A 23,833-nucleotide genomic window follows, 5' to 3' on the forward strand; every position below is an offset into this window, starting at 1 on the left:
CTGGATTCGCTTTCTAGCCTCTCTGCTGCACCGCTTTCGAGCATTGGCTGCTAACGCGGTTGCACCAGAGGTGCCCTTCTAAGGCGCAGACGGTACTCCCATCCGCAGAGCGTTTCAAGCATGCGCCGATGGTCGCTTGACGACTTTACTTGTCAAATCACCGAGAGTTATAAGAACCGTTCAAACCGTAACCCAATGGAAGGACGAACCTATGAGTCAAACCGGTCGGGACTACAGCGAAAAGCGCGATTTCATCCGCATGCGGGTCGATGCCGATGTCGTGCTGATTCATGAAGGGGATGAGGTTTCAGGCGTGTGCATCGACCTCTCCAGCAGCGGCATGCAGGTCCAGGCGCCGCAGCCGTTCGCGGTCGGCGACCGTTTGAGCGTACGTATCGATTCCGAACACGCTGCACTCAGCGGCCTTGAAGCCGACACGGAAGTGGTCTGGGTCAGATCACAGGATGGCGGCGGCCAGAAGCTCGGCCTGACCATTCTGAAGATGAAATAGCTGCACACAAAAAAGGCGACCTCGAAGGTCGCCTTTGTTTTTACCGGTCGAGATTAAAAATCGTCTTCGACCTGGCCATCCTTCACCTTGAACTCGCGGTTCTGCAAGTAGGCATTGCGGATGAAGGTGTACTTGTCGCCGCTGATCAGCTTCTCGCTCGACAGCAGGCTGGCACGGGTGTCGACGATGTTCAGGCCGAAGATCGAGTTACGCGTAGGCACATGGTCCATGTAGCGATACATACCGGTGTAGCTGTCAACATACCTGGAAGGCGCATCACGCAGGGTGCTTGGGCCGAGCAATGGCAGCATCACGTACGGACCGCTGCCCACGCCCCAGTAACCGAGGGTCTGACCGAAGTCTTCGTCGCTGCGGTTGAGGCCCATTTTGGTGCCGACATCGAAGAAGCCGAGCAGGCCGAAAGTGGTGTTGAAGATCAGGCGGGCCGTGTCGACGCCAGCGGCAGCCGGTTTGGCCTGCAGGATGTTGTTGGCAAGGTTGGTGACGTCACCGACGTTGCGGAACATGTTGTGAATGCCGTCTTCGAGAAACTGCGGTGTAACGAACTCATAGCCCTGCGCCAATGGCTTGAGCGCGTAGGTGTCGACGAAGTCGTTGAACTGGAAGATCGGACGGTTGACGCTTTCCCAAGGGTCTTCTTCCGTTGCCGCCTGAGAGGCAAACGGGGCCAGCAACAGGCCGGCACAAACACAAAGCTGAGCGAGCGGATTGCTCCAGCGCATAGAAAAAACTCCTTGGAATGGTACTGTCGCGGACCTCTGGGTCCGGGTATTCAGGTCGCTAGTATAAGCGCAAAAGCCCGTTTGGACAGTCTGCGCAATGAAGCAGTCCGTAGGACGTTTCCCGCGCTGCCCTTCACACGGTTGTCATCCAACTGTCACTGATACGCCCTAGCCTGATCGTTATTTCAGGGACGTTGCCATGACACACGCCGAAACCTTGCCCGTCGCCGCGCCCAGCCTGACGGCGGTACTGTTTGGACTCAGCGGTTGTCTGGTGGATTTCGGCGCCCGTGCCCGGCTACAGACGAACGCCCTGCCCGAACATGCCGAGGCGACACCAGGCGCCCTCGACAGCCTGCACAGTTTGCAGCGTCAGCAGATTCCATGCGCCTGGCTGGATGAATTGCCCCCGCCGCTCGCGCAGGCGTTGTCGGCCTCGCTGCCGGCGTGGATCAAACCTGTGCAACATTCGGCAACAATCAGTCCGTGGCCAGCCCCGAATGCCTGTTGGCAAGCGTTAATGGACTTGAACGTTGGAACTCTGGACGGCTGCGTGCTCGTCAGTGGCGAACCGCGCCTGCTGGAAGCGGGTCTGAATGCCGGACTGTGGACCATCGGCCTCGCCTCCTGCGGCTCGCTGTGCGGCCTGACACCCCACGAATGGCAAGCCTTGAGCCAGAAGGAGCGCGAACACTTGCGTGGCAAGGCCACCGTGCAGTTATTCGGGCTGGGCGTGCACTCGGTGATCGATCATCTGGGCGAACTCGACACTTGCCTGGCGGACATCAGCCTGCGCCGCCTCAAAGGCGAAAAGCCCTGATCGGGATCATGCAGGTTTGCCGGGAGTGGATTAATCTAAAGGTCAGCCATAGACCTTTGGCGCGCGGCTGCGGTCAATGCCAGTGCCTATTGATAAAAGGAAAACACCATGCCCGCCCAAGAACTGCAAAAACAGCTCGATACCCTGCGCGAGCAGCTGGAGCAGAATCCGCCACTGTCGGAAGTCGAGCGTGAGGATTTGCGCACGCTGATGGCGCAGATTGAATCCGAAATCGAACTGGAGACTGCCACTCAAAACGCCAGCATCGCCGATGGCGTGAACCTGGCCGTTGAACGTTTCGAAGTCGAACACCCGGCCATTGCCGGCACCCTGCGCAACATCGTCAATGCGCTGGGCAGCATGGGGATCTGATTCCCCAGAATCAAAAGATCGCAGCCTGCGGCAGCTCCTACATTGATCAACTGTAGGAGCTGCCGCAGGCTGCGATCTTTTGATCTTACTGACGTACCAACCGATGGTTCGGCAGTTGTACGCTTTCGGTGCTGCGGTACGGGTTGATGTCCAGTCCACCGCGACGCACATAACGTGCAAATACCGTCAGTTTTTCTGGTTTCAGCAAACGCTGCAGGTCGAGGAAAATCCGCTCCACACACTGCTCATGGAAGTCCGAGTGCTGGCGGAAGCTGACGATGTATTCCAGCAGACTGGCATGATCCAGCGCCGAACCACGGTACTCCACCACCACACTGCCCCAGTCCGGCTGACTGGTCACCGGGCAGTTGGATTTGAGCAGATGGCTGTGCACGCTCTCTTCAACGACCCGCGACTCATCGCAACGCAGCAATTCCGGGCGCGGATGCTCGTAGTTGCTGACGCTGATGTCCAGATCATCGATGCACACACCCGGCAAAGCGACGATGCCTTCCGCTTCAACGTCCTTCAAGCTGCGAACCCGCACACCCACCGGTTTGCCGGCAGCGGCCGACAGATCCTTGACCAGCGTCGCTTCAAGAGTCGCGATGTCGGTAAACGGCGTCTGGTTCAGCGAGTTCAGATACAGCTTGAACGACTTCGATTCGATGATGTTCGGCGAGTCCGCCGGGATGCTGAATTCGCCGATCGCCACCACCGGCTTGCCCGACGGCAACAGCCACGACAGCTCGAAGCAGTTCCAGAAATCCACACCTTTATACGGCAGGGTTTCGGCGGTCAGACCCAGCTCGGCCCATTTCGCGGTGCGCGGAATCGGGAACAGCAGGGACGGCGTGTACGTGGCGATGTATTCGCTGGATTTGCCCAGCGGCGAATGTTCGGCTGCGGGATGCATGGCGGAAACCTGACTGAATAATCAGCGGATTCTACCAGCCTTTGCCCGCGCCTTTGAGTGCTTACTGACTGACCGTCAGTTTGCCGACCATGCCCGCCTGATAATGCCCGGGAATATTGCAGGCAAATTCCAGGCTCGTCGCTTTGCTGAAGGTCCAGGTCAGCTCGGCAGTCTTGCCCGGCTCGACCAGCACACTGTTCGGGTCGTCGTGCTTCATGCCGTGGCCCATCGCCGCGTGATCCATGCCGGCCATATCGTGGGACATTTCCTTCATGCCGGTAGGCGTAAGCATGCCGCTTTGCTGCATCTGCAACATTTCCTGCTGGTGTCTGGCATGCATCGCCGCATCCCCCAGGTTGAATTCGTGCAACAACTGGCCTTTATTCACCAGGACAAAACGAACGGTCTCACCAGCCTTGATCTGAATGGTCTTGGGATCGAAGGACATATCGCCCATCACCACCTCAATGCTGCGCGTGGCTTTGGCAGCCGGTGCTGGCTGACCAAAGTCGAAGGTATGGGCTGGTGCGGCCCACACTGGCGAGCTCAGCGCCAACAGGCAGACAGCCAACGTCAGGGATTGGCGTAAAAACATGGTCGTTCTCCAACTGGATAAGGTTCAGCCTGTGGGAAACTCTAGCCGGCCTGCGCTGGCAACTACCTGACAGACAGATTACAACTTTGTCAGGTTGGCGCTTGTCGCAGGCTCTCACGGTATAAAGCCTTAGTTACTACAACCCGAGTCGCCCATGAAACTGTTGATCGTCGAAGACCAAGTAAAAACCGGCCAATACCTGCGCCAGGGCCTGACCGAGGCCGGGTTCAACACGGAACTGGTGGCCGACGGCAACAGCGGACAGCATCTGGCACTGAGCGGTGATTACGCGCTGCTGATCCTTGACGTCATGCTGCCGGGGCGCAGTGGCTGGCAGATTCTGCAAGCGGTGCGTAACGCCGGGCTGGATACGCCGGTACTTTTTCTGACGGCCAAAGACGCCGTGGAGGACAGGGTTCACGGCCTGGAACTGGGCGCCGACGACTATCTGGTCAAACCGTTCGCTTTCTCCGAACTGCTGGCGCGGGTACGCAGCCTGTTGCGTCGCGGCAGCGCTACACCGCAGGAAACCAGCCTGCAACTGGCCGATCTGCGCCTCGATCTGATTCGCCGCCGGGTCGAGCGCTCTGGCCAGCGCATCGACCTGACCGCCAAGGAATTCGCGCTGCTGGAAATGCTCCTGCGCCGTCAGGGTGAAGTGCTGCCGAAATCGCTGATCGCCTCGCAAGTCTGGGACATGAATTTCGACAGCGACACCAATGTCATCGAAGTGGCGATCCGCCGTTTGCGCCTGAAAATCGACGACGAGTTCCCCAACAAACTGATCCACACCGTGCGCGGCATGGGTTACGTGCTCGAAGAGCGTAGCGCCTGATGCGCCGGTTGTCCCTGAGTTCACGCCTGGCCTTGTTGTTTGCCGCTTGCACTGCCGTGGTGTCGCTGTTCGCCGGGGTGTTGTTCAACCGCGCCAGCGAGGCGCACTTCATCGAACTCGACCAGCAACAACTGGACGCCAAGCTGATCGGCCTGCGCCGCGCCCTGCAGGATGTTCAACCCGCTCAACGCGAGGCACGGCTGGCGGATGAACTGAGCCGTCAGGCTGATCTGTCGCTGCGCATCACCGGCAGCGACGGCCAACGCTGGTACGACAGTTCGACACAGATCCCCACGGATTTGCCGCCACAATCCGGTCTGTCGACCGTGAGTCACGCCGGCACCGATTATCGCGTGCTCAACGCCCCGCTCTACCCGGAAAAAGCCGATTCACCGCAATTGACCTTGCTGCTGGACATCACTCATCACCAACACTTCCTGCAACGTATGCAGCATCTGATCTGGCTAACAGTCGGGCTGTCAGCGCTGGCCACCGCTTTGCTCGGTGCCTGGGCCGCACGCAGCGGCTTGCGTCCGTTGCGGCGCATGAGCGCGGTCGCCCGTGGGATTTCCGCACAATCGCTGAATGCCCGACTGCCTGAAGCGCAAATGCCGCCCGAGCTTGCGGAAATGGCCCACAGCTTCAACGCCATGCTCGCACGCCTCGACGACTCGTTTCAGCGGCTCTCGGCGTTTTCCGCCGACATCGCCCATGAACTGCGCACGCCGCTGTCGAACCTGCTGACCCACACCCAGGTCACCCTCACCCGCCCCCGGCCGATCGAAGATTACCGCGAAGCGCTGCACAGCAACCTCGAAGAGCTGCAATGGATGGCGCAATTGGTCAACGACATGTTGTACCTAGCCAAGGCTGACCACGGTTTGCTGATGCCCAAGCGCGAAGCGCTGGAACTGGCGGACGAGACCGATGTGTTGCTGGAGTTTTTTGCGCCGCTGGCGGAGGACGCCGGGGTCAAGATGAGCCGCAAGGGCAATGCGCGGATCGAGGGTGATCGCAGCATGTTGCGCCGGGCCCTGTCGAATTTGCTGGATAACGCGCTGCGGTTTACCCCGGCTGAGGGCTATGTGAGCTTGCGGATCGTTGATCAAGCGAGCGCTGTGCGTATTTCAGTCGAGAACAGCGGTGAAGGCATTTCCGCGGAGTTATTGCCACGCCTGTTTGATCGGTTTTATCGGGCGGATCCGTCGCGGCAGGAAGGCAGCAGTGAGCATGCGGGGCTGGGGTTGGCGATCACTCAGTCGATCGTCCGCGCCCACGGCGGGCAGATTCATTGCGAATCAGAGGCGGGATGGACGCGGTTTGTGATTGAGTTGCCTCGAACCTGATCGTTCCCACGCTCTGCGTGGGAATGCAGCCCGGGACGCTCCGCGTCCCTTCCAGAGCCGAACGCGGAGCGTCCGTTGAGGCGTTCCCACGCAGAGCGTGGGAACGAGCATGGAGTCGCTTACGAATATCTCAGGGCGTGAGCCGGCTCGATCTTCGCCGCCCGCCAGGCCGGATACACCGTCGCCAGGAAGCTCAGAATAAAGCCCGCCGAGCAAATCAACAGCACATCCCCGCCCTGCAATTCCGACGGCAGATTGCTGACGAAATACACATCAGAACTGAAGATGTGCTGCCCGCTGACTCGCTCGATCCAGCCCACGATCTGACTGACATTCAGCGCGGCGATCACGCCCAAAACGCCGCCAATGATCGTGCCGACAATCCCGATCACCGTGCCCTGGACCATGAAGATCGCCATGATCTGCCGTGGCGTGGCGCCGATGGTGCGCAGGATCGCGATGTCCGCGCCCTTGTCGTTCACCACCATGATCAGGGTCGCGATGATGTTGAACGCCGCCACCGCGACGATCATCAGCAACAGCAGGCCGATCATGGTTTTTTCCATTTTCATCGCGCTGAACAGGCTGCCCTGGGTGTGGGTCCAGTCGTCAGCCTTGAACTCCGCACCCAAACCGGCGGCGATGTCCGAGGAGACTTTCGGCGCGGCGTACAGGTCTTTGACCGCCAGACGCACGCTCTGCACCTGATTCGGTTCCCAATGCTGCATGGTCGCGGCGTCAGCCACATGGATCAGCCCCATCGAGCCGTCCAGTTCAGCGCCAACCTTGAACACGCCAACAACGTTCAAACGCTGCATGCGCGGGGTGATGCCACCCGGCGCAGTGCTGACTTCCGGGACGATCAGGGTGATCTTGTCGCCAACATTGAGACGGAAACGGCGGGCGGTGATTTCGCCAATCACCACGCCGAACTCGCCGGGTTTCAAGGCATCCAGACGCCCCTGGACGATGTGCTGGGCAACAATCGACACCTTGCCTTCCTGCGCAGGATCGACGCCGCTGATCTGGATCGGCTGCATCAAGCCCTTGTAGGAGAGCATGCCTTCCATCTCAGTGAACGGCACGGCGGCGGTCACTTCAGGATTTTTCATCGCGGCCGCGGCAACCGGCTGCCAGTCATCGATTGGCTTGACGCCAACGATGGTCGCGTGCGGCACCATGCCGAGGATGCGCGAGCTCATTTCGCGCTGGAAGCCATTCATCACCGACAACACCACGATCATCGCCAGCACGCCGAGGGCGAGGCCGATCATCGAGGTCATCGAAATGAACGAAACAAAGCGATTGCGGCGCTTGGCGCGGGTATAGCGCGTGCCGATAAAGATCGATAACGGTCTGAACATTCGCTGGGGCACCGTATAAAAATAAAAGACCCGGCGCCTTTACAGACGTCGGGTTTCAGCCAATCAGATGGGCGTCAGGCAACCTTCCTGCAGGTGCAATACGCGATCCATCTGGCGAGCCAGGTTCATGTCGTGGGTCACCACCAGAAACGCCGTGCGCATGGAGGTGCTGAGTTCCAGCATCAAATCCTGAATGCCTTGGGCGGTGTGGGAGTCGAGGTTGCCGGTTGGCTCGTCGAGCATCACCAGGCCCGGCTTGTTCACCAGGGCGCGGGCGATGGCCACACGCTGACGTTCGCCACCGGACAGTTCCGCCGGTTTGTGCTCCAGACGATGGCCGAGGCCGACGCGTTCCAGCAATGCCGTGGCGCGCTGACGGGCTTCCGGGATCGGCGTCTTGCCGATCAGCAGCGGCATGCAGACGTTTTCCAGCGCAGTGAATTCCGGCAGCAAGTGGTGGAACTGGTAAACGAAACCGAGCGCACGGTTACGCAGCAGGCCACGCTTCTTCTCGCTCAGCGCCGACAGCTCTTCACCGTCGAGCCAGACGCTACCCTTGGTTGGCGTGTCCAGACCACCGAGCAGGTTGAGCAAGGTACTTTTGCCCGAACCCGAGGTGCCGACGATCGCGACACGCTCGCCCGGGTGCAACTCCAGTTGCAGGCCGGCCAGTACTTCTACCGATTCCGGGCCTTCCTCGTAGGATTTGCCCAGGTTGCGGCAGCTCAAGATTGCTTGTTCACTCATGCCCGACTCACTCATAACGTAGCGCCTCCGCCGGCTGGGTGCGCGCGGCACGCCAGGCTGGATACAGGGTGGCGAGGAAACTCAGGACCAACGCAGCGGCGCAGACCATGACCACATCCTGGCTCTGCACCTGCGACGGAAGATAATCAATGAAATACACGTCAGCATTAAGGAATTTGTGGCCGATCAGGCCTTCCAGTGCCGAGATCGCCGCGCTGACGTTAAGCGCCGCGAAAATGCCGACCACCGCGCCAATCGCCGTGCCGACCACACCGATCACCGTGCCCTGCACCATGAACGTGCGCATGATCGTGCCCGGCGTCGCGCCCAATGTGCGCAGAATGGCGATGTCGCCCTTCTTGTCGTTGACCACCATCACCAGCGTGGAAATGATGTTGAACGCAGCCACGGCGACGATCAGCAACAACAGCAGGCCGATCATGGCTTTTTCCATGCGGATCGCCTGATACAGATTGCCATGGGTGCGGGTCCAGTCGCGGGCGTAGTAGTGGTCTTCGCCAAGCTGCTGGGCGATGTTCCAGGCCACTCGCGGCGCCTGGAACAGGTCGTCGAACTTCAGGCGGATGCCCTGCACCTGATCAGGCTTCCAGCGGTGCATCTTCGCCAGATCCTGCAGGTTGGTCACGCCCAGATAGCCATCAAGCTCACCGGCGCCGACATGGAAAATGCCCACAACGGTGAAGCGCTTCATACGCGGAAACATCCCGGCAGGGGTCACACTGACTTCCGGCGCGACGAAGGTGACCTTGTCACCGATGCCTACACCGAGCTTGGTCGCAGCCTTGTCGCCGATGACGATGCCGAAGCTGCCCGGCGTCAGATCGTCGAGTTTGCCCTGCTTCATGAAGTTGTCGATGATCGACACATTGCGTTCGAGCGCAGGGTCGATGGCGTTGAGCAACACCTTGGACACCTGACCGTTATTGGTCAGCAGGCCCTGCATCTGCGTGAACGGCGCAACCGCCATCACCTGCGGGTTCTGCTTGACCTGAGTGGCCAGGCTTTGCCAATCGTTGATCGGCTCAGTGGATTCAATGGTCGCGTGGGGCACCATGCCAAGCACGCGGGTGCGCATCTCATGATCGAAGCCGTTCATCACCGACAGCACGACGATCATCACGACCACGCCAAGGGCGAGCCCGATCATCGAAGTCAGGGAAATGAATGACACAAAATGATTGCGACGCTTTGCACGGGTATAACGCGTGCCGATAAATACGAAGAGAGGTCTGAACATGTCGGGGCTTGTTCGGAGGGAAAAGGAACGTCCTTGTGGCGGGGGTCGATAACCAGCTTTACACTCAGACCACCGCCGCTACCATGGGTTCGCCATGTCGACATTAGATGAAGAAGATCGCCGCGAATACTACCGTATCGAGGACACGATCGCACTGGAAATTCGGCCCCTGTCTGCTCCCGAAGCCGCAGGCCAGGAAGTGTTGCAGGATGCTTCCCCGCTCTTCAACCTGCTCAGCGAACTGCACCTGAGCGAATTCGAGTCGCAACACCTGTTGCGCCAGATCAGCGAGCGCGACCGGGCCATCGCCGCGTTCCTGAAATCCCAGAACAAACGCATCGACCTGCTCAGCCAGGTGGTCGCCCTGACCGTGCTCGGCCATATCGGCGAGCCGCAACCGGTGATCATCTCCGAAGGCGGGATCGACTTTCAGTACCCGACGCCGATTGCCACCGGTGCACACCTGTCAGTGAAACTGGTGCTGATGCCGCAAGCGCTGGGCCTGCTGCTGCGCGCCCGCGTCACCCATTGCGACCGCAAGGGCGAAGGGTATGACATTGGTACCGAGTTCGAACACCTGACCGATGCCCAGCGCCAGTTGCTCGCCCGCTATATTTTGCAGAAGCAGGCCCAGGAACGACGTCTGGCCCGCGAACAGAACGAATCAGGCATTTAATTTAAGGAAGAACCGTGACCCTCATCTACGGCCACCGCGGCGCCAAGGGCGAAGCACCGGAAAACACCCTGAGCAGTTTTCAGGAATGTCTCAAGCACGGCGTGCGCCGCTGCGAACTGGATCTGCACCTGTCCAAGGACGGCGAGTTGATGGTCATCCACGACCCGACCCTCAAACGCACCACGGAACGGCGTGGCAAGGTCGTCGAGCACACCGCGGCCGAACTGGTGACTTACGACGCGCGCAAGGGCGGTCCGGGCTGGATCAAGCCGTGCCCGATTCCGACGCTGGAAGAGTTGTTCGAAAAATGCGATTTCGAGCACTGGCAACTGGAAGTCAAAAGCGCTTCACGCACTCGCGCGGCAACCACGGTGCTGGCGATTCGTGAAATGGCGCAGCGTCACGGCCTGCTCGACAAGGTGACGATCACCTCGAGTTCGCGGGAAGTGCTGAAAGCGGCGCTGGATCTGGTGCCGGACGTATCGCGCGGACTGGTGGCCGAATACGCCTGGCTCGACCCGTTGAAGGTCGCGGCCAGCTATGGCTGTGAAATTCTGGCGCTGAACTGGACGCTGTGTACGCCGGAACGCCTGCAGAAGGCGCAGCGTCAGGGGCTGCATGTATCGGTGTGGACCGTCAACGAGCCTGCGCTGATGCGCAGACTCGCCGACTTCGGCGTTGACAGCCTGATTACAGACTTTCCCGGTTTGGCCACTGCCACTCTCGAGAATTGCTGAAATCGGTCTCCCCGGCCGGCTCAGGCCACCGGCCGGAGCCCGTCAAAAAAGCCGGTTGAGGCCGTCGTACGCCGCTACCCGATAGGCTTCAGCCATGGTCGGGTAGTTGAACGTGGTGTTGACGAAATACTTCAGGGTATTCAACTCACCCGGCTGGTTCATGATCGCCTGACCGATGTGAACGATCTCCGACGCCTGATAACCGAAGCAGTGAACGCCCAGCACTTCCAGGGTTTCGCGGTGGAACAGGATCTTCAGCATGCCTTGCGGCTCACCGGCGATCTGCGCACGCGCCATGCTCTTGAAGAACGCCTTGCCGACTTCGTACGGCACTTTGGCCTGGGTCAGCTCCTGCTCGTTCTTGCCGATCGAGCTGATCTCCGGAATGGTGTAGATGCCGGTCGGCACGTCATTCACAAAGCGCCAGCTACCGTTATCAACGATGCTGCCAGCGGCCGAACGGCCCTGGTCATGGGCGGCACTGGCCAGGCTCGGCCAGCCGATCACGTCACCGGCACCGTAGATATTCTCGACGCAGGTGCGGTAGTTCTGGTCGACTTCGATCTGGCCACGACTGTTGACCTTGACCCCGATGTTTTCCAGACCCAGCGTGTCGGTGTTACCGGTACGGCCGTTGCACCAGAGCAAGGCGTCGGCCTTGATCTTCTTGCCGGACTTGAGGTGCAGGATCACGCCGTTGTCGACGCCTTCAACGCGGTCGTACTCTTCGTTGTGACGCACGGTGATGTTGTTGTTGCTGAAGTGGTAGCTCAACGCCTGGGAGATTTCCGAGTCGAGGAAGCTCAGCAACTGGCCACGGTTGTCGACCAGCTCAACCAGCACACCCAGGCCACTGAAGATCGACGCGTATTCGCAACCGATCACGCCCGCGCCGTAAACGATCAGTTTGCGCGGGGTGTGGCCGAGGCTGAGGATGGTGTCGCTATCGTAGATACGCGGGTGATGGAAATCGATGTCCGCCGGGCGATACGGGCGCGAACCGGTGGCGATGATGATGTGCTTGGCCACGAGTTTTTCGACTACGCCGTTGCCGCACACCACTTCGATGGTTTGCTCGTCGGCGAAGCTGCCGGTACCGAAGAACACGTCGACGCGGTTACGAGCGTAGTAGCCGGTACGCGAAGCGACTTGTTTGGAAATGACTTTCTCTGCGCTTTTCAACACGTCCGGGAAGGAGAACCAGCGCGGCTCGCCGATCGCCCGGAACATCGGGTTGGTGTTGAACTGCATGATCTGCCGCACCGAGTGACGCAGTGCCTTGGACGGGATGGTGCCGAGGTGGGTGCAGTTGCCGCCGACCTGGCGACGGCTGTCGACCATCGCGACCTTGCGCCCTGCTTTGGCGGCGTTCATTGCCGCGCCTTCTCCCGCCGGGCCGGAACCCAGCACCACCACGTCGTAGTTGTAGACAGCCATGCGTACTCCTCAGAACAGGCCGCGGTGCCAGCAGCACCGGCGGCTAAATCACGCCGAACGGCGGCGCGAAGGAACAATTGGGGGTCAATCAAGAACCCGGACACAGTCTATAGAAGCGTCAACGCCGCGCACATTAACCCTTGGTCGCGTCGTAGGCTACTTTTGCCTGCACTACAACGCCAGCTTTCGTATTGTTCTCAGTCAGTTTTTGCGCCACTGAGGCGTTCAAAAGCCGGGTTGGTACGGACGACAAAACCTGTATCGGCACGAATCACAAAGAATGCACCAATGTCATGTTTTTCGGCATAGTCCCACGCCCTTTCCGCGCCGAGAATCAGCAACAGCGTCGATAGTCCATCGGCCATCAACGCTGAAGGATGAATCACCGTGACTGACGCCAGGTCGTGTAGGACGGGTGCACCGGTACGCGCATCGAAGGTGTGGGAATAACGCCGACCGTTCTGCATGAAATAGTTACGGTAGTCGCCGGAAGTCGAGACGCCGTAGCCGTCGACATTGATGATGCGCTCGGCGACCTGCTGATCATCCCGCGGCTCTTCCAGAGCAATACGCCAGGGCGAGCCGTCGAGTTTTTTGCCTTTGGCCTTTAATTCACCCGTGGCTTCAGCGAGGTAATCATGGATGCCCATGGCGTCGAGCCTGGCCGCTATAGTATCGACGGCATAACCGGCGGCGATGCTGTTGAAGTCGACTTCGACGGCGGCGTCTTTGCACAACTGATCGCCATTGATGTGCAGATGCTGGTGGCCAACCCGCTGCATGACGTCGGCGAGCGCCATGGCGTCAGGGACTTTCTCTTCGCGGCCTTGCGGGCCGAAGCCCCAGAGATTCATCAACGGCTCGACAGTCAGGTCGTAGGAACCTTCGCTTTGCACTGAGAGTTGTTCGCCTGTGCGGACCAGTTCAAGCACCGGCGCGGGCATTGTCTGACAGCTGTTGGCCGGCAAGGCGTTGAAGCGCTCAATGTCCGAATCCTGGCGGTAAGTGGACAGTTGTCGATCGAGTTCGCCGAGGATGTCTTCCACTTCCCGGCGAACTTGCGTGGAATCTGCCAGGCCGGCGTGACGCACGTATTTGATCGAATAGGTGCTGCCCATGGTCGGACCGGCGAAGTTCTCCATGGAATCGCCATTGCCACAGCCGGACAAAATGCCCCCGAGCACCATAACCACCAACCCTCGTCCAGTTAACAATTCTTCATCTCTCCGCAAAACCGCGCCGGCCATTATGGGATACGAGCGAAACGCTTTCTTACAAGATTTAAAGTGAGTATCCAGAAATGTCTTCCACGACCGGTAACGGCAAAGCGATTTTTCGCGTTGTCAGCGGCAATTTCCTCGAAATGTTCGACTTTATGGTTTATGGCTTCTACGCCACAGCCATCGCCAAGACCTTCTTCCCGGCCGACAGCGCCTTCGCCTCCCTGATGCTTTCCCTGGCCACTTTCGGCGCAGGTTTCCTGATGCGTCCGTTGGGCGCGATCTTTCTCGGTGCCTACATTGACCGACATGGACGCCGCAAAGGCTTGATCATCACCTTGGCAATGATGGCTGCCGGCACTGTGCTGATTGCCTGCGTGCCAGGCTACGCGACGCTCGGCGTGGCGGCTCCCCTGCTGGTGCTGTTCGGACGCCTGCTGCAAGGCTTCTCGGCCGGCGTCGAACTGGGCGGGGTGTCGGTGTATCTGGCGGAAATTTCCACACCCGGGCGCAAAGGCTTTTTCGTCAGTTGGCAATCCGCCAGCCAGCAGGCGGCGGTGGTCTTCGCCGGATTGCTCGGCGTCGGTCTCAATCATTGGCTGAGCCCGGAACAAATGGGTGATTGGGGCTGGCGCGTGCCGTTCCTGATCGGCTGCATGATTGTGCCGGTGATCTTCGTCATTCGTCGTTCGCTGGAGGAAACGCCGGAGTTTCAGGCCAGAAAGCACCGCCCTACCCTGCAGGAAATCGTCCGCTCGATCGGCCAGAACTTCGGCATCGTCATCGCCGGCATGGCGCTGGTGGTGATGACCACGGTGTCGTTCTACCTGATCACCGCGTACACCCCGACGTTCGGCAAGGCTGAGTTGCACTTGTCGGATCTCGACGCGTTGCTGGTGACGGTGTGCATCGGCCTTTCGAACTTCTTCTGGTTGCCGGTGATGGGCTCGGTGTCTGACAGGATCGGCCGCAAACCCCTACTGCTGGCCGCGACGATTCTGGCAATCCTGACGGCTTACCCGGCACTGTCGTGGCTGGTGGCGAACCCGAGCTTCAGCCATTTGCTGATTGTCGAGCTGTGGCTGTCGTTCCTGTACGGCTCGTACAACGGCGCGATGGTGGTGGCGCTGACCGAGATCATGCCAGTGGAAGTGCGTACGACCGGTTTCTCGCTGGCCTACAGCCTGGCGACAGCGACATTCGGCGGGTTTACCCCGGCGGCATGTACATATTTGATTCATGTGCTGGATAACAAGGCTGCGCCGGGGATCTGGCTCAGTGGTGCGGCGGTGTTGGGTTTGATTGCGACGCTGGTGTTGTTCCGCGGTAACCGGCATGAGCTGCGCACTGCGCGGGCCTCGATCGTCGGCGGCGCCAGATAAGACGCTATCGCTGGCAAGCCAGCTCCCACAGGGACTTCGGGTGTGAACACAATTGTGCAACCTTCCAAGAACCTGTGGGAGCTGGCTTGCCAGCGATGAGGCCGGCACAGGCAATAGATATTGACCAGCCACACAAACAAAAACGCCCCGACCTAAGTCGGGGCGTTTTCATTCGCAGCGAGTGCTTAGCGCGGGAACGCTGGCGGGTTTACACCGGCCATGTCTTCCATCACGCGAACCACCTGGCAGCTGTAGCCGAACTCGTTGTCGTACCAGACGTACAGAACAACGCGGTTGTCCTGAACGATGGTCGCTTCAGCGTCGACCACACCGGCGTGGCGCGAACCCACGAAGTCGGTGGACACCACTTCCTGCGAGTTGACGAAGTCGATTTGCTTGTGCAGATCGGAGTGCAGCGCCATGTAGCGCAGGTACTCGTTCATCTCTTCACGGGTGGCGGCTTTCTCAAGGTTGAGGTTGAGAATGGCCATCGACACGTTTGGCGTCGGAACTCGGATCGCGTTACCGGTCAGCTTGCCGGCCAGCTCAGGCAGGGCCTTGGCAGCTGCGGTGGCAGCACCGGTCTCGGTGATGACCATGTTCAGCGCGGCGCTACGGCCACGGCGATCGCCTTTGTGGAAGTTGTCGATCAGGTTCTGGTCGTTGGTGTACGAGTGAACGGTTTCGACGTGACCGTTGATGATGCCGAACTTGTCATTCACCGCTTTGAGCACCGGCACGATGGCGTTGGTGGTGCAGGAAGCGGCGGACACGATCTTGTCGTCAGCGGTGATTTCGTTGTGGTTGATACCGTGAACGATGTTCTTCAGCTTGCCTTTGCCAGGCGCGGTCAGAACTACGCGGTCGATACCCGGGCAGGCCAGGTGCTGACCCAGGCCATCGGCGTCACGCCATACACCGGTGTTGTCCACCAGCAGCGCGTCTTTGATGCCGTACTGGGTGTAATCCACCTCGGTCGGGTTCTTCGCGTAGATCACCTGGATCAGGTTACCGTTGGCGGTGATGGTGTTGTTTTCTTCATCGATGGTGATGGTGCCGTTGAACGAACCGTGTACCGAATCGCGACGCAGCAGGCTGGCGCGCTTGGTCAGGTCGTTTTCGGCGCCTTTGCGCACCACGATGGCACGCAGACGCAGACCGTCGCCACCACCGGTTTTCTCGATCAGGATGCGCGCCAGCAGACGGCCGATACGACCGAAGCCGTACAGCACAACGTCGGTGCCTTTACGTGCGGAAGCGTTTTGCTGGCCAACCACGTCAGCCATTTCTTCACGAACGAACTGCTCGGCGCTGCGGCCATTGCCTTCGTTACGGAATTTGAACGCCAACTTGCCCAGATCTACCGAAGCCGCGCCGAGCTTGAGCTCGCTCATGGCTTTGAGCAGTGGGAATGTTTCGTGGACGGAGAGTTCGCTGTCGTCGGAAGAACGGTGGCGAGCAAAGCGGTGAGCTTTGAGAATCGCGATGACAGACTGGTTGATCAGGCTGCGGCCATAGATCGAGCTCACCACGTTGTTATTGCGGTAGAGCTGACCGATAAGCGGAATCATCGCTTCTGCGAGTGCTTCACGGTCGATCCATTCACCAAGACACTGGTCGGGCTTCTGAGTCACGGTAACCTTCCACATGTAGGGGCAGAAAAAAGGGGCTACATTATGCCGCCGACAACCTCATTCAGCAATGCGCGCTTGTCGCGAAATCGGTAACAAAATCCCGTTCAAAAAAATTACGCCTCTCTCAAGCCCAGTAAAACCGGGGCTTTCAGCGCAGTCAATTTTTCGACGACTGTTAGACGATGTCTGTAACCCTCCGTAACACCAGCCACTTTCGACACTACATAATCGCTAAAAAACCGCTGGTTTTTATGGTTACCACTACATTTCGCGCAAACATCGAAGATAGACGCAGTCTGCAACTGACAGGCGGCACCGGACGCCGCTACAATTACCGACTTTGTCGCAAAGCCTGGAGCTCAACCTTCCGTGCCCGTTCTGCGTCTACCGCTACTCCCTGCCGAGGCAGGTAAACAGCATTGGGGCAATCTGCCCGGTGCTGCCCTCAGCCTGGCGATTGCCGAGGCTGCCAGCGCTGCCAAGCGCTTCACCCTGCTACTGACCGCCGACAGCCAGAGCGCTGAACGGCTGGAACAGGAGCTGAGTTTCTTCGCCCCGGATTTGCCCGTGCTGCATTTTCCCGACTGGGAAACCCTGCCGTACGACCTGTTCTCGCCGCACCAGGACATCATTTCCCAGCGCATTGCCAGCCTCTATAGGCTGCCGGAACTGGCGCATGGCGTGCTGGTGGTGCCGATCACCACGGCGTTGCACCGCTTGGCGCCGACCAAATTCCTGCTCGGCAGCAGCCTGGTGCTGGATGTCGGGCAGAAGCTCGATGTTGAACAGATGCGTTCGCGGCTGGAAGCCAGCGGTTATCGCTACGTTGATACGGTTTATGAGCACGGCGAGTTCACCGTGCGCGGTGCGCTGATCGACCTGTTCCCGATGGGCAGCAAACTGCCCTACCGCATCGACCTGTTCGACGATGAAATCGAAACCCTGCGCACCTTCGATCCGGAAAACCAGCGCTCCATCGACAAAGTCGAATCGGTCAAGCTGCTGCCGGCCCGCGAATTCCCGCTGCAGAAAGACGCGGTTACCCGCTTCAAGGCACGCTTTCGCGAGCGCTTCGACGTCGACTTCCGTCGCTGCCCAATCTTTCAGGATCTGAGCAGCGGCATCACTCCGGCCGGCATCGAGTACTACCTGCCGCTGTTCTTCGACGAAACCTCGACCCTGTTCGATTACCTGCCGCAGGACACTCAGGTGTTCTCGCTGCCGGGCATCGAGCAAGCGGCGGAGAATTTCTGGAACGACGTGCGCAATCGTTATGAAGAGCGTCGCGTCGATCCTTCGCGTCCTTTATTGCCGCCAGCGGAATTGTTCCTGCCGGTGGAAGACTGTTTCGCCCGCCTCAAGAGCTGGCCACGTGTGGTTGCCAGCCAGCAAGACTTGGAAAGCGGCGTCGGCCGCGAGCGCTTCCCGGCGCAGGCACTGCCGAATCTGGCGATCGAAGCCAAAGCCACACAACCGTTGGCTGCGCTGTCGGCGTTCCTCGACGAATTCCCCGGTCGCGTGCTGTTTACCGCCGAATCTGCGGGCCGTCGTGAAGTATTGCTGGAATTGCTTGAGCGCCTGAAGCTGCGGCCGAAGACCGTCGACAGCTGGCCGGACTTTGTCGCGAGCAAGGACCGCCTGGCAATCACCATTGCCCCGCTCGACGAAGGCTTGATGCTGGATGATCCGGCGCTGGCCTTGGTCGCGGAAAGTCCGCTGTTCGGTCAGCGTGTGATGCAACGTCGTCGTCGCGAGAAGCGCAGCGACGTCAGCAATGACGCGGTGATCAAGAACCTCACCGAGCTGCGCGAAGGCGCGCCGGTGGTGCACATCGATCACGGTGTCGGGCGTTATCTGGGCCTGACGATTCTGGAAATCGACAATCAGGCGGCCGAATTTCTCACCCTCGAATACGCCGAGAACGCCAAGCTCTACGTACCGGTAGCCAACCTGCATTTGATCGCCCGTTACACCGGCAGCGACGATGCGCTGGCCCCGCTGCACCGTCTCGGCTCGGAAACCTGGCAGAAAGCCAAGCGCAAAGCCGCCGAACAGGTGCGCGATGTCGCCGCTGAATTGCTCGACATCTATGCCCGTCGCGCTGCTCGCGAAGGCTACGCATTCGCCGACCCGAAAGCCGATTACGCGACGTTCAGCGCCGGTTTCCCGTTCGAAGAAACGCCGGATCAGCAATCGACCATCGAAGCCGTGCGCGAAGACATGCTCGCGCCGAAACCGATGGATCGCCTGGTCTGCGGCGACGTTGGTTTCGGCAAGACCGAAGTGGCCATGCGCGCGGCATTCATCGCCGTGCACGGCGGTCGCCAAGTGGCGATTCTCGTACCGACCACCCTGCTCGCCCAGCAGCACTACAACAGCTTCCGCGACCGCTTCGCCGACTGGCCGGTGACCGTGGAAGTGATGAGCCGCTTCAAGTCGGCCAAGGAAGTCAACGCGGCGATCGCCGATCTGGCCGAAGGCAAGATCGACATCATCATCGGCACGCACAAGTTGCTGTCCGACGATGTGAAAATCAAAAACCTCGGGCTGGTGATCATCGACGAAGAACATCGTTTCGGTGTTCGTCAGAAAGAACAGCTCAAGGCCCTGCGCAGCGAAGTCGACATTCTCACGCTGACCGCCACGCCAATTCCGCGCACGCTGAACATGGCGGTGTCGGGCATGCGCGACCTGTCGATCATCGCCACGCCACCGGCGCGACGCCTGTCGGTGCGCACCTTCGTCATGGAGCAGAACAAGAGCACGGTCAAAGAGGCCCTGCTCCGCGAACTGCTGCGCGGTGGTCAGGTTTACTACCTGCACAACGATGTGAAAACCATCGAGAAATGCGCTGCCGATCTCGCCGAACTGGTGCCGGAAGCCCGCATCGGCATCGGTCACGGACAGATGCGCGAGCGCGAACTCGAACAGGTGATGAGCGACTTCTATCACAAGCGCTTCAACGTGTTGATTGCCTCGACCATCATCGAGACCGGCATCGACGTGCCGAGCGCCAACACCATCATCATCGAGCGCGCCGACAAGTTCGGCCTGGCGCAACTGCACCAGTTGCGTGGTCGCGTCGGCCGCAGTCACCACCAGGCTTACGCCTACCTGCTGACACCGCCGCGCCAGCAAATCACTTCGGACGCGGAAAAGCGTCTGGAAGCAATCGCCAATACCCAGGATCTCGGTGCCGGTTTCGTGCTGGCGACCAACGACCTGGAAATCCGTGGCGCCGGCGAACTGCTCGGCGATGGCCAGAGCGGGCAGATTCAGGCCGTGGGTTTCACCCTGTACATGGAGATGCTTGAGCGCGCGGTGAAATCGATCCGCAAGGGCGAGCAGCCGAACCTCGATCAACCGCTGGGCGGTGGCCCGGAAGTCAACCTGCGGGTGCCGGCGCTGATTCCGGAAGACTATCTGCCGGATGTCCACGCCCGCCTGATTCTATACAAACGCATCGCGTCGGCTACCGACGAAGAGGGCCTGAAGGATCTGCAAGTCGAGATGATCGACCGTTTCGGCTTGTTGCCGGAGCCGACCAAGAACCTGGTGCGCATTACCGCGCTGAAACTGCAAGCGGAGAAACTCGGCATCAAGAAAGTCGATGGCGGACCGCAAGGCGGGCGCATCGAGTTCGAGGCGCAGACACCGGTCGACCCGATGACGCTGATCAAGCTGATCCAGAGCCAGCCAAAACGCTACAAATTCGAAGGCGCCACGATGTTCAAGTTCCAGGTTCCAATGGAACGTCCGGAAGAGCGCTTTAATACTGTAGAGGCGCTGTTTGAGCGCCTCCTCCCGAAATCTGTCTGAAGGACGCCCAATGCGCCTGTTCCGCTCAGTGACTTTGCTACTTGCTTTGGTAGCCCCTTCGGTTTTCGCCGATGACCTGTATCAGGTCGAAATGATTCTGGTGCGGCAGAACGCCGTGCCGGCTATCGTCAGCCGTGCCGCACCGGAAGACTGGGCCGCTGGCGCCCAGCGTTTGGGCGACGACAGCAAGCGCACGCCTGCGTTGAATGACGTTGTCACCAGGCTCACCGCCAGCGGCGACTACACCGTGCTGATGCACAAGGCCTGGCAGCAAACCCTTGGCGAAGCACCTGCAAAAGTTGCGGTCAGCGACGGCCAGGAGCAATTCGGTCAATTCCCGATCGAGGGTACGCTGGAAATGAAACTGGGGCGCTTCACCGATGTGAACGCCGACTTCTGGGTCAATCAGATCGACGCCAATGGCCTGGTCACCGCCAGTGAGCGCCTGAAACAGGACAGCCACACCAAGAACGGCCAACTCAACTACCTGGACAACGGCCATCTGGCCCTGCTGATCAAGATCACTTCCCTGACCGCGCCAGCGCCACGGGAAGCGCCTGAAGCCATTCCGGACTGATCGAAGTCCTTATGTCCCCGCCCCTGAGTAAACCGTTGGCACCCTCCTGGGTCAGCCGATTCAAGGAACAGAGCCTGGAGCGTGGCCGCCGCTACGCCCTGGAAAACCGGGTACGCATCGCCCAGGTCGGCGATGCGACCATCACCGCCAGTTGCGAAGGCTCTGGCGGCAACGTTTACCGCCAGACCATCCAGCTGCGCGAATCCGCCAAAAACACCTTGCTGCTGGTCGATGCGAGTTGCACCTGTCCGGTTCGCAGCAACTGCAAGCATTGCGCAGCGGTGCTGCTGAAAGTGCAGGAAACCCTCGATTACCCGGCCGCCGCCAAAGACGCCGAACTCTTGGAAAAGCTGCAAGCCGTGCTGGAAAACCGCAGCCCGAAAGCGCCACCGCAAGTGCTGGTCGACAATGTGCAGCCACTGCCACGTCTGTGGCTGGCCAGTGTCGAGTTCAGCGCCTTCGAACCGCGCAACGGCAAAATGCAGCGCTACATTCAGCATCGCGCGGCGCTGTCGTTCAGTTATCTGGACGAGTACGTCAGCGGGCAGAAGAACAGCGACATCCTGATTCGTCAGGAAAGCCAGACGCTGCGGGTCAAACGCCATCCGGATGTCGAGCAGTCCTACCGCGAACAGTTGCGCATCCTCGGTTTTCGCATCGCCACCCGCCAGAGCAAAGCCCTGCCGGAAAGCGCCGGCGAGCTGTACGAGATGGTCAATGACAGCGCCTGGCTGACGTTCACCCTCAACGACTTGCCGAAACTGCGCAGCCAAGGCTGGGAGCTGCAGATCGATGAGGAATTCGGCTTCGACCTGACCGCCGTGGATGACTGGTACGCCACCGTCGAACAGGTGCCGGAACGCGATTGGTTTGATCTGGAACTGGGGATCATCGTCAACGGTGAGCGCCTGAGCCTGTTGCCGATCCTGCTCAACCTGATGCGCTCGCATGCGGAAATCCTCAACCCGGAACGCCTGGCGCGCCGCCGCGATGACGAGCTGATTCTGGTGAATATTCCGCAACGCAACAGCGAGCACGGGCCATTGCAGGTGGCTTTGCCGCTCGGGCGCTTGAAACCGGTGTTGATGACGCTTGGCGAGTTTTATCTGCAGGAACCAGGTGAAACCACGCTACGCCTGAGCAAGGCCGATGCCACCCGCCTGAATTCGCTGGAAGGCCTGCCGTTGCTGTGGGAGGGCGGCGAGCAGATCCGCACGTTCGCTCAGCGCCTGCGGGATATTCGTGATTTCAGCGCAGAAGCTCCAGAGGGCTTGAATGCGACGCTGCGTCCTTATCAACTCGAAGGTCTGAGCTGGATGCAGTCGCTACGGCAACTGGAAGTCGGCGGGATTCTCGCGGATGACATGGGCCTGGGTAAAACCCTACAGACCCTGGCGCATATTCTCAGCGAGAAAAACGCCGGACGCCTCGATCGCCCCTGCATGGTGGTGATGCCGACCAGCCTGATCCCTAACTGGCTCGATGAAGCGGCGCACTTTACCCCGCAACTGAAAGTCGTGGCGCTGTACGGCGCCAGCCGTAAAAAACACTTCGACAATCTGGCGGATTTCGACCTGATCCTCACCACCTACGCACTGCTGCCCAAAGACGTCGAACGTCTGGCCAGGCAGCCGCTGCATGTATTGGTGCTGGACGAAGCGCAGTACATCAAGAACCCGAACAGCAAAGCTGCACAAGCGGCGCGCGAGCTGAATGCGCGTCAGCGTCTGTGCCTCAGCGGTACGCCGCTGGAAAACCACTTGGGCGAGTTGTGGTCACTGTTTCACTTCCTGCTGCCGGGCTGGCTCGGCGATGTGAAAAGCTTCAACGCCGATTACCGCGTGCCGATTGAAAAGCGTGGCAGCGAAGTCAGACTTCAGCACCTGAACGGCCGGATAAAACCGTTTCTGCTGCGCCGCACCAAGGAACAGGTGGCCACCGAACTGCCGCCGAAAACCGAGATCATCCACTGGGTCGATCTCAACGAAGCGCAGCGCGATGTGTATGAAACCATGCGCTTGGCGATGGACAAGAAAGTCCGCGACGAGATCACCCGCAAAGGCGTGGCACGCAGCCAGATCATCATTCTTGAGGCGTTGCTCAAGCTGCGCCAGGTCTGCTGTGATCTGCGCCTGGTCAATGACGCCACCCTGCCCGCTCGTGGCAGCACCTCCGGCAAACTCGACAGCTTGATGGAAATGCTCGAAGAGCTGTTCGAGGAAGGCCGGCGGATTCTGCTGTTTTCGCAGTTCACCTCGATGCTGTCATTGATCGAAGACGAACTGAAAAAACGCAATGTCGCCTATGCGCTGCTGACCGGCCAGACCCGCGATCGGCGCACGCCGGTGAAGGAATTCCAGAGTGGCAAGCGTCAGATCTTTCTGATCAGCCTGAAGGCTGGCGGTGTCGGTTTGAACCTGACGGAGGCGGACACAGTGATTCACTACGACCCGTGGTGGAACCCGGCCACCGAAAATCAGGCGACGGATCGCGCCTATCGGATCGGTCAGGAGAAACCGGTGTTCGTCTACAAGATGATTGCCAGGGGCACGGTGGAAGAGAAGATTCAGCACCTGCAAAAAGAAAAATCCGACTTGGCGGCAGGCGTTCTGGATGGGCGCAAGGCCGGGGACTGGAAGTTGCAGAGTGATGATATTGAGGCGTTGTTTGCGCCGTTGCCGGATAAGTCCGACAAGCGTTGAGACCTGCGTCGCCTGTTAGATAGCTATCGCTGGCAAGCCAGCTCCCACAGGGTTATGAGTCGTACACAAAACTGTGTTTCAACTCGATACCTGTGGGCGCTGGCTTGCCAGCGACGGGGCCCTCAGATAATGGCCTCAGATT

General features: G+C 59.7%; 20 protein-coding genes. 11 read left to right on the forward strand and 9 right to left on the reverse strand.

Translation table 11 applies throughout. The annotated features are described in order from the left end of the window. Window positions 1-211 precede the first annotated feature (211 nt). Window positions 212-511, forward strand: a complete 300-nt coding sequence (locus QZR14_RS13185) for a PilZ domain-containing protein (RefSeq protein ID WP_250606965.1) — start codon at window positions 212-214, stop codon at window positions 509-511. A 53-nt stretch (window positions 512-564) separates the two neighbouring features. On the opposite strand, the gene QZR14_RS13190 is transcribed toward QZR14_RS13185, so the two are convergent. Beyond that, window positions 565-1,254, reverse strand: coding sequence for an MlaA family lipoprotein (locus tag QZR14_RS13190; protein ID WP_250606966.1), 690 nt, complete (start codon window positions 1,252-1,254; stop codon window positions 565-567). Between the two features lie 199 nt (window positions 1,255-1,453). On the opposite strand from QZR14_RS13190, the gene QZR14_RS13195 reads away from it, so the two are divergent. Further along, window positions 1,454-2,074: an HAD family phosphatase gene (locus QZR14_RS13195; protein ID WP_311996807.1), complete on the forward strand. Its 621-nt coding sequence runs from the start codon at window positions 1,454-1,456 to the stop codon at window positions 2,072-2,074. Between the two features lie 108 nt (window positions 2,075-2,182). Further along, window positions 2,183-2,446, forward strand: coding sequence for a DUF4404 family protein (locus QZR14_RS13200; RefSeq protein ID WP_250606970.1), 264 nt, complete (start codon window positions 2,183-2,185; stop codon window positions 2,444-2,446). Between the two features lie 85 nt (window positions 2,447-2,531). Here QZR14_RS13200 and queF read toward each other — a convergent pair whose 3' ends face one another. Together queF and copI are read right to left on the reverse strand one after the other, a co-directional pair. After that, window positions 2,532-3,362, reverse strand: coding sequence for an NADPH-dependent 7-cyano-7-deazaguanine reductase QueF (queF, locus tag QZR14_RS13205; protein WP_250606972.1), 831 nt, complete (start codon window positions 3,360-3,362; stop codon window positions 2,532-2,534). 61 nt (window positions 3,363-3,423) lie between these two features. After that, a complete protein-coding gene (copI, locus tag QZR14_RS13210) occupies window positions 3,424-3,957 on the reverse strand; it encodes a copper-resistant cuproprotein CopI (protein ID WP_311996808.1) in 534 nt (177 codons plus the stop codon). A gap of 154 nt (window positions 3,958-4,111) precedes the next feature. On the opposite strand from copI, the gene QZR14_RS13215 reads away from it, so the two are divergent. Together QZR14_RS13215 and QZR14_RS13220 are read left to right on the forward strand one after the other, a co-directional pair. Further along, complete coding sequence (locus QZR14_RS13215; protein WP_250606974.1) at window positions 4,112-4,792, forward strand: heavy metal response regulator transcription factor; 681 nt, start codon at window positions 4,112-4,114, stop codon at window positions 4,790-4,792. Next, window positions 4,792-6,138 carry a heavy metal sensor histidine kinase gene (locus QZR14_RS13220; protein WP_311996809.1) on the forward strand — a complete coding sequence of 449 codons (1,347 nt, stop codon included), beginning with the start codon at window positions 4,792-4,794 and terminating at the stop codon, window positions 6,136-6,138. Before QZR14_RS13215 ends, QZR14_RS13220 begins: the two co-directional genes overlap by 1 nt. 119 nt (window positions 6,139-6,257) lie before the next feature. Here QZR14_RS13220 and QZR14_RS13225 read toward each other — a convergent pair whose 3' ends face one another. The 3 genes from QZR14_RS13225 to QZR14_RS13235 form a co-directional block, all read right to left on the reverse strand. Continuing rightward, a complete protein-coding gene (locus tag QZR14_RS13225) occupies window positions 6,258-7,502 on the reverse strand; it encodes a lipoprotein-releasing ABC transporter permease subunit (RefSeq protein ID WP_102902248.1) in 1,245 nt (414 codons plus the stop codon). A gap of 63 nt (window positions 7,503-7,565) precedes the next feature. After that, window positions 7,566-8,264 (reverse strand): lipoprotein-releasing ABC transporter ATP-binding protein LolD, encoded by a 699-nt coding sequence (gene lolD / locus QZR14_RS13230; RefSeq protein ID WP_007910506.1) that lies wholly within the window; start codon window positions 8,262-8,264, stop codon window positions 7,566-7,568. Further along, on the reverse strand, window positions 8,257-9,507 hold the full coding sequence (locus QZR14_RS13235; RefSeq protein WP_311996810.1) for a lipoprotein-releasing ABC transporter permease subunit: 1,251 nt from the start codon (window positions 9,505-9,507) through the stop codon (window positions 8,257-8,259). Before QZR14_RS13235 ends, lolD begins: the two co-directional genes overlap by 8 nt. A 94-nt stretch (window positions 9,508-9,601) precedes the next feature. Between QZR14_RS13235 and QZR14_RS13240 the strand changes: the two genes are divergently transcribed. Continuing rightward, window positions 9,602-10,183 carry a PilZ domain-containing protein gene (locus QZR14_RS13240; protein WP_038362242.1) on the forward strand — a complete coding sequence of 194 codons (582 nt, stop codon included), beginning with the start codon at window positions 9,602-9,604 and terminating at the stop codon, window positions 10,181-10,183. A 14-nt stretch (window positions 10,184-10,197) separates the two neighbouring features. After that, a complete protein-coding gene (locus QZR14_RS13245; RefSeq protein ID WP_007910500.1) occupies window positions 10,198-10,920 on the forward strand; it encodes a glycerophosphodiester phosphodiesterase in 723 nt (240 codons plus the stop codon). A gap of 42 nt (window positions 10,921-10,962) precedes the next feature. Here the strand turns inward: QZR14_RS13245 and sthA are convergent, their stop codons facing one another. Next, entirely contained in the window at window positions 10,963-12,357 is a 1,395-nt protein-coding gene (sthA, locus tag QZR14_RS13250; RefSeq protein WP_016775479.1) for a Si-specific NAD(P)(+) transhydrogenase, read from the reverse strand. A 197-nt stretch (window positions 12,358-12,554) separates the two neighbouring features. Beyond that, complete coding sequence (locus tag QZR14_RS13255; RefSeq protein WP_311996833.1) at window positions 12,555-13,544, reverse strand: FAD:protein FMN transferase; 990 nt, start codon at window positions 13,542-13,544, stop codon at window positions 12,555-12,557. Between the two features lie 113 nt (window positions 13,545-13,657). On the opposite strand from QZR14_RS13255, the gene QZR14_RS13260 reads away from it, so the two are divergent. After that, the gene (locus QZR14_RS13260) at window positions 13,658-14,959 is read left to right on the forward strand and encodes an MFS transporter (protein ID WP_311996811.1); all 1,302 of its coding nucleotides are present in this window, start codon (window positions 13,658-13,660) and stop codon (window positions 14,957-14,959) included. A 185-nt stretch (window positions 14,960-15,144) separates the two neighbouring features. On the opposite strand, the gene QZR14_RS13265 is transcribed toward QZR14_RS13260, so the two are convergent. After that, window positions 15,145-16,608, reverse strand: coding sequence for a glyceraldehyde-3-phosphate dehydrogenase (locus tag QZR14_RS13265; protein WP_250606978.1), 1,464 nt, complete (start codon window positions 16,606-16,608; stop codon window positions 15,145-15,147). A gap of 354 nt (window positions 16,609-16,962) precedes the next feature. Here QZR14_RS13265 and mfd point away from each other — a divergent pair, with 354 nt between their 5' ends. The 3 genes from mfd to QZR14_RS13280 are packed head-to-tail and all read left to right on the forward strand — an operon-like array spanning window position 16,963 to window position 23,691. Next, on the forward strand, window positions 16,963-20,412 hold the full coding sequence (gene mfd, locus QZR14_RS13270) for a transcription-repair coupling factor (protein ID WP_311996812.1): 3,450 nt from the start codon (window positions 16,963-16,965) through the stop codon (window positions 20,410-20,412). Window positions 20,413-20,422: 10 nt separating this feature from the next. Further along, the gene (locus QZR14_RS13275) at window positions 20,423-20,989 is read left to right on the forward strand and encodes a CsiV family protein (RefSeq protein ID WP_250606981.1); all 567 of its coding nucleotides are present in this window, start codon (window positions 20,423-20,425) and stop codon (window positions 20,987-20,989) included. A gap of 11 nt (window positions 20,990-21,000) precedes the next feature. After that, entirely contained in the window at window positions 21,001-23,691 is a 2,691-nt protein-coding gene (locus QZR14_RS13280; protein ID WP_311996813.1) for a DEAD/DEAH box helicase, read from the forward strand. The last annotated feature ends 142 nt before the right edge of the window (window positions 23,692-23,833 follow it).

This window comes from Pseudomonas sp. rhizo66, from assembly GCF_031931925.1.
GTDB lineage: Bacteria > Pseudomonadota > Gammaproteobacteria > Pseudomonadales > Pseudomonadaceae > Aquipseudomonas.